Genomic DNA, 5587 nt, shown 5'->3' on the forward strand with positions numbered 1-5587 from the left:
GGCACACGGTCCCCAGCTACTCGGAGCGGCTGAAGTTTTTTCAACCGAGAAGACGGCAATGGCCAAGCAGGCGCTGAGCCTGATCAAGCCCGGGGGGTCTACTTCATTGACGACTCAACCACGCTGCTCAAACTGTCGCAAAGCATCGACGTACCGGTCACGATTTACACGCATTCGCTGGATAACGCGATCGCCTTGGCCGTCAAAAGTGATGTGACACTGCGGGTCCTCGGCGGCAAGCTCAATCACCACGGCCGTTTCTTCTTCCAGCCCGAGAACCTGGCGCAGCTGAGCCGAATCGCCTTTGATGCGGCGTTCATCGGCGCTACGGCCATGAGCCGAAACGGGGTGTACTTCCCGTACGCCGACGACGCGACGTGAAGGCGACGCTGGCGGAAGCCGCGCGGCAGGTAATCGTGGTGTCGGAAACTCAGAAGTTTCAGATCCAGGCGCCGTATCGTGGGTTTCCGCTGGCGGCGGTCGATGTGCTGATCACCGAACGCGCTTTGACGAAAAAGGAGCGCGCCTGGTTTGCGCCGACGACTCAGCTGATGGTGGCGACGCCTGAAGCGTCTGACTAGAAATTCGCGTTCAGTTTGTGTGATACTTTGCCCAGTGACGACAAAAGAAATGGTGGTGGCACTTTGCCCAGTCCGTTGGTGTCGGTGGTCGTGCCGATCTACAATTTGGCCCCGTACTTGATGCGCGGCGTGAACAGTTTAATGAACCAAACCTATCGCAACCTGCAACTGATTCTGGTCGACGATCACTCCACGGATGACTCAAAGACGGTGATCGAACAGGCAGCGGACCAGGATCCGCGCATTGAGCCGATTTATCTGCCGGCCAACCGCGGCGTGTCCGCGGCGCGCAACGCCGGGTTAGCACAGGCGCGCGGGCTTTACGTCGCCTTTATGGACGGCGACGACTGGATGGCGCCGCACCTCATCGCGCGGTTTGTGGCGGCGCTGGAGGCTGGCCCTTACGATATCTTGGTCAGCCCGTTTTACACGGATAACCCGACTCCAGGGGCTCTGCCGCACCGCACCGCACGGTCTAAAGTGCTGTCCCGCCGCCAGTTTCTCAGTGGCATGCTGGCGCCGGTCGGGTACTTGCGCGGGTATTTGTGGAACAAGTTTTACCGCCGCAGCGTGATCGAATCCGCACACCTGCAGTTTGATGAGCAGGTCGCCTTGATGGAAGATGAGCTGTTCAACACCCAGTACGCGCTGGCGGCCAGCCGCTTTTACTACCTGGGTGAGCCCGCCTACCACCATGTGGTCCGGCGGGATTCAACCACCCAATCGCTAGGTGTCATTGGCGCCTTGCCCAAGCAGCTGGCAGCACTGTGGCGGATCGCCGGGCTTATCCGGACCAGTTATCAAACCGGGACCGTACCGGAAGAGCCGGTGCGCTCGGAGCGTTAGGAGGACACTATGCAGTCAATGACTCATCGCGAAATCAAACACCAAGCCAAGGCGCGGCTCAAGCAGCCGGGGATGTATCGGTCACTGATGGCGGCCAATCTGCTGCCGTGGCTGATTGTGCTGGCCTTCACCGCCTGGGCCTTTTTAACGGTGTGGCAGATCATGCAATCTTATGGTTTCGCCAACATCGTCAAAAGCCCCGATAATTTCAGCGATTACCTCGCCGGCACGAACAATTTGTCTAACCAGACACTGCTGCAGTCGGTGGTGATGCTGTGGTTCACGCAGGGGATCGCGTTTACCGCCCTGGATGTGATGCGCGGCAAGGTGCAGCGGGTGTCGCCGCTGGCCGCGCTGCTGAAGACGTTTAACAGCCGCTACTTTTTCGGGCTGCTTTCGGTCCTGGCGCTGACCTGGGTGGCGAAGAGCATCGGGTTCTTCTTGCTGGTGATCCCTGGCATTATCGCCATTTACGGCCTGTCGATGAGTTACTACCGCTACTACGATGGCCGGCAGGAAGAGCAAGACGGCCGCCCGTACAGCAGCACGACGGCGGTGCTGGACTCCTGGCGGCTGATGCGGGGGCGCAAGCTCAACTACTTCGGCCTGCAGCTCAGCTTACTGGGTTGGCAGTTGCTCAAGCTGGTGACGCTGCATCTGTTCGATTTTCTGATCAACCCGTACCTTCAGCTGGTCGACGCTGGCTTTTACGCCAACGCGCGGCTCGAGTACGAAGTGCAGCGGCAGATGATGCCGTAACGCAAAAACTCCGAGGGCCGATGCCCTCGGAGTTTTTTTTGCCCACAAAAGAACCGGCCTCATCGCGGAGGCCGGCCCTGGTTAGAAGATTTTCATTTGGTTGAGTGGCCAGTAGCGCCAAACTACCACGGATTGCACCTTGTTCTTCTTGACGAAGCCAAACGAGCGGCTGTCCTTGGAGATCAGCCGGTTGTCACCCATGACGAAGTACGAATCCTTGGGTACGGTCTTGCTTTTCGTGGAAGGCCAGGTGGCAATGTTGAAGTTGATGGTGAACTTGATGCTGCTTGGGTCCATGCCCTCTTTAGTGGCGTAACTGGCGATTTCCTTTTTGGCGAAGGCGCGGTCCAGGTAAGGCTCTGCCGTCCTTTTACCGTTGAGGTACAAGACGTCGTTTTTGAAGCGGATCGTGTCGCCGGGCATGCCGATGACACGCTTGATATACAAGGCGCCGGGATCGTCAGGCGCGTCGATCACGACAATATCATCGCGCTTGACCTGCTTGTGCCGCAAGGAGTAAAGCCGGTCGCCGTTTTCCAGGGTGGTCTGCATCGACGGGCCGGACACGATGTCCTTGCTGACCACAAACTTGACCAGCAGCTGCACCGCGACGATGACGACGACCAGCATGACCACAAACTCAATGAGGGTTCGGCCCCACCCGCTATTTTTTTCCTTCACACTGACACCTTCCCAGACTAATTTCACTTAGCATACCACAGGAGAAAAACAAAATGAAAGGCCAAGCCGGAGTGGCGCGGGTACATATAGTAGAAAAATCAGCTGGGCGAGGGCCAACGCTTTGAAAAGCACCCCTGGTTGTGCTAGCATTAATCGAGTCGTTTTCAGAAAAAAAATTAAAGGAGGGCTCACGGTGAGTGTCTTAACAGTAACAGGCTTAAGCCAGCGGTTCCTAGACAAACAGTTATATCAAGATGCCAGTTTCCAGGTGAACGAAGCAGATCACCTGGGGGTCGTCGGGCAAAACGGGGTCGGCAAAAGTACGCTGATCAAGATCCTCACCGGCAGCCTTGAGCCCGACGCGGGCACCATTGTGTGGAAAAAGCACCTCAATGTCGGCTACTTGGACCAGTACGTGAACCTGAAGCCTGGCCAGACTATCATGGAATTTCTACGCACGGCGTTTGCCTCGCTGTACGCCAAGGAAGCCAAGATGAATGAGATCTACGCCGACTATGCAGCGGATCCGGATGACGAGCTGCTTGAAAAGGCCGGCACGCTTCAGCAGGAGCTGGAGGCCAACGAGCTTTACGACCTCGACACGAAGATCGAAACCGTCGCGACCGGGCTGGGTCTGGATGCGATCGGGCTCGACCATCCTGTCGATGCCCTTTCCGGCGGCCAGCGCTCCAAGATCATTTTGGCCAAGCTGCTGCTGGAAAAGCCGGACATGCTGCTGCTCGATGAGCCGACCAACTACCTGGACGTCAGCCATGTTGAGTGGTTGACCGGCTGGCTGCAGGAGTTCGAAGGGGCGTTCATTGTCATCTCGCATGACTTCGACTTCCTGGAACAGGTGACGAACGCCATCCTGGACATCGAGTTCGGCACGATCACCAAGTACACCGGGTCGCTGCACCAGCCATGCGGCAAAAAGAGGCCGATCACGAGACCTACATGAAGGCCTACGAGAAGCAGCAGGCCGAGATCAAAAAGCAGGAGCCTTCATCCGCAAGTTCAAGGCTGGCACGCGCTCGACCATGGCTAAAAGCCGCGAGAAGCAGCTGGCCCGCATGACCAAGCTGACACCGCCGGGCAACCGTGCTCAGGCTCACCTGGTTTTTCCTTACCAGGAGGTGCAAAGCCAGATTCTGGTCGATGTGAACGATCTGGTCGTCGGGTATGATCAGCCGCTGCTGGCGCCAATCAACTTCACGGTGGCCAAAGATGAGGTCATCGCGCTGGAAGGTTTCAACGGGATTGGCAAAACGACGCTGCTGCGGACCATTCTCGGTGAGCTAAAGGCGATCAGCGGTAGTGTCGAGTATGCGGATAACGTCAAGTTGCTTACTTCGAGCAGGAACTGAACTGGAAGATCCCGAAGCAGACACCGCTGCAGTTTTTGCTGAACAAGTACCCGGCACTGTCCCAGCGGCCGCTGCGGCAGGTGATGGCGCGCACGGCACTGACCCGTGAGGAAATGGACAAGCCGTTGCAGATGCTGTCCGGGGGTGAGCAGAGTAAGGTCAAGCTTGCGGACCTCATGCTGCAGCCCAGCAACGTGTTGGTGATGGATGAACCGACAATCACTTGGATGAGGATACGAAAAACGCGCTGGCGGCTGCCTTGCAGGCGTACCCCGGCGCGATCCTGATGGTTTCGCATGAAACCGGCTTTTACGATGACAGCTGGGTCGACACTACCATCAACATTGAGAACTTACGGGCAAAATAATTTGTCAGGCCGCCGTTGTGCGGCTTTTTTTAGTGCTCGTGAGGAATGACGAGCAGTCGGAAGCGGTAGTCCAAGTTGACGGTGGTCATTTGATTGGCATTTGCAGTGCCAGTGATTTGGCCGGCGAGCTGGTTGGCTTGATTCACCGAAAACGGCCGGGCGAAGTTTGGCAGGAGCTCACCGACGCTGGCCTGATCAGTCAGGGTGTAGTGGAACTCGTGAGTGGAAAATGGGATTTGATTGGTCGTGAGGTAGTCAGTAATGGTACGCGTTCGTTGAGGGTCATACTGGGGCTGCACAGGGATGGCCATTTTTAAGCGGTGGGCCATTTGCGCCAGCAGTGAACTCGTCGCCTGGGTCTGAAGGTTTAGAATCAGCGCGCGACGCCCGAATGCCTGAAGCGTAGGCAAATTATCTGGCGTGAGTGTCGGCAGCTGGCTGACGAAGATCAGATCTGCGCGTGGCCGCTTCGGCAGTGTGTGCCAGTCGGCGACGGTCAACGTGTAGTTTGCCCGGTGATGGGCTTTGAGCCAGTGGTCCGCGAGCTTCAGCATGTTCGGCGCCCAGTCGATCAGCTCCACGGCGGGGCTGACCCCGCTCAGAGGCAAGGCGTAACGCCCGGTGCCGGCCGCGATGTCTGCCACTGTCAGCTCAGCCAGGGGGAAAAGGGTTTGCAGGTAACTGGTTACGTCAGTTTCGATAGGCAGCCGGGATTCACGTTGGACCTGGGCGTATGTGGCCGCGAAGTCGTTCCATTCCTGTTGGCTGGTCATGGGGATTCTTCCTTTCTTAACCTCTTTGTTCATCTTACCAAAGTTTCAGGGGCGGGCACTGGCAAAAGAAATTTTCAAATTGCGTTGACAGACGATGGGACGGTTGGTATGATATTAAAGTTGTCGCTGGCGTGATAAGCGCTGCGGCAAGCCGCTTAAAACTTTTTGTTGACAGTGGCTGCTCACCGAGGTATACTGAATTAGTTGCCTCAA

General features: G+C 57.0%; 4 protein-coding genes and 2 pseudogenes. 4 read left to right on the forward strand and 2 right to left on the reverse strand.

Annotated features, from left to right (window positions below; genetic code table 11):
- The 3 genes and pseudogenes from JCM13995_RS14090 to JCM13995_RS12650 form a co-directional block, all read left to right on the forward strand.
- Window positions 1-581: pseudogene (locus JCM13995_RS14090) on the forward strand (DeoR/GlpR family DNA-binding transcription regulator); the annotation flags it as partial.
- Window positions 582-644: 63 nt separating this feature from the next.
- On the forward strand, window positions 645-1427 hold the full coding sequence (locus JCM13995_RS12645; RefSeq protein WP_054666231.1) for a glycosyltransferase family 2 protein: 783 nt from the start codon (window positions 645-647) through the stop codon (window positions 1425-1427).
- Window positions 1428-1436: 9 nt separating this feature from the next.
- Complete coding sequence (locus JCM13995_RS12650; protein ID WP_054666233.1) at window positions 1437-2186, forward strand: DUF975 family protein; 750 nt, start codon at window positions 1437-1439, stop codon at window positions 2184-2186.
- Window positions 2187-2267: 81 nt separating this feature from the next.
- Here the strand turns inward: JCM13995_RS12650 and lepB are convergent, their stop codons facing one another.
- The gene (gene lepB / locus JCM13995_RS12655; RefSeq protein ID WP_225350906.1) at window positions 2268-2867 is read right to left on the reverse strand and encodes a signal peptidase I; all 600 of its coding nucleotides are present in this window, start codon (window positions 2865-2867) and stop codon (window positions 2268-2270) included.
- A gap of 193 nt (window positions 2868-3060) precedes the next feature.
- Between lepB and JCM13995_RS12660 the strand changes: the two are divergent.
- A pseudogene (locus JCM13995_RS12660) lies at window positions 3061-4601 on the forward strand (ABC-F family ATP-binding cassette domain-containing protein).
- Window positions 4602-4630: 29 nt separating this feature from the next.
- Here the strand turns inward: JCM13995_RS12660 and JCM13995_RS12665 are convergent.
- On the reverse strand, window positions 4631-5374 hold the full coding sequence (locus JCM13995_RS12665; RefSeq protein WP_054666235.1) for a class I SAM-dependent methyltransferase: 744 nt from the start codon (window positions 5372-5374) through the stop codon (window positions 4631-4633).
- Window positions 5375-5587: the final 213 nt, after the last annotated feature.

The organism is Lacticaseibacillus camelliae DSM 22697 = JCM 13995, assembly GCF_001311195.1.
Taxonomy (GTDB): domain Bacteria; phylum Bacillota; class Bacilli; order Lactobacillales; family Lactobacillaceae; genus Lacticaseibacillus; species Lacticaseibacillus camelliae.

What these genes read in the sequence shown, in the direction of transcription:
- JCM13995_RS12650 (WP_054666233.1), top strand. Translation starts at nt 1,437, where the DNA reads ATGCAGTCAATGACTCATCGCGAAATCAAACACCAAGCCAAGGCGCGG.
- JCM13995_RS12665 (WP_054666235.1), bottom strand. Translation starts at nt 5,374, where the DNA reads ATGACCAGCCAACAGGAATGGAACGACTTCGCGGCCACATACGCCCAG.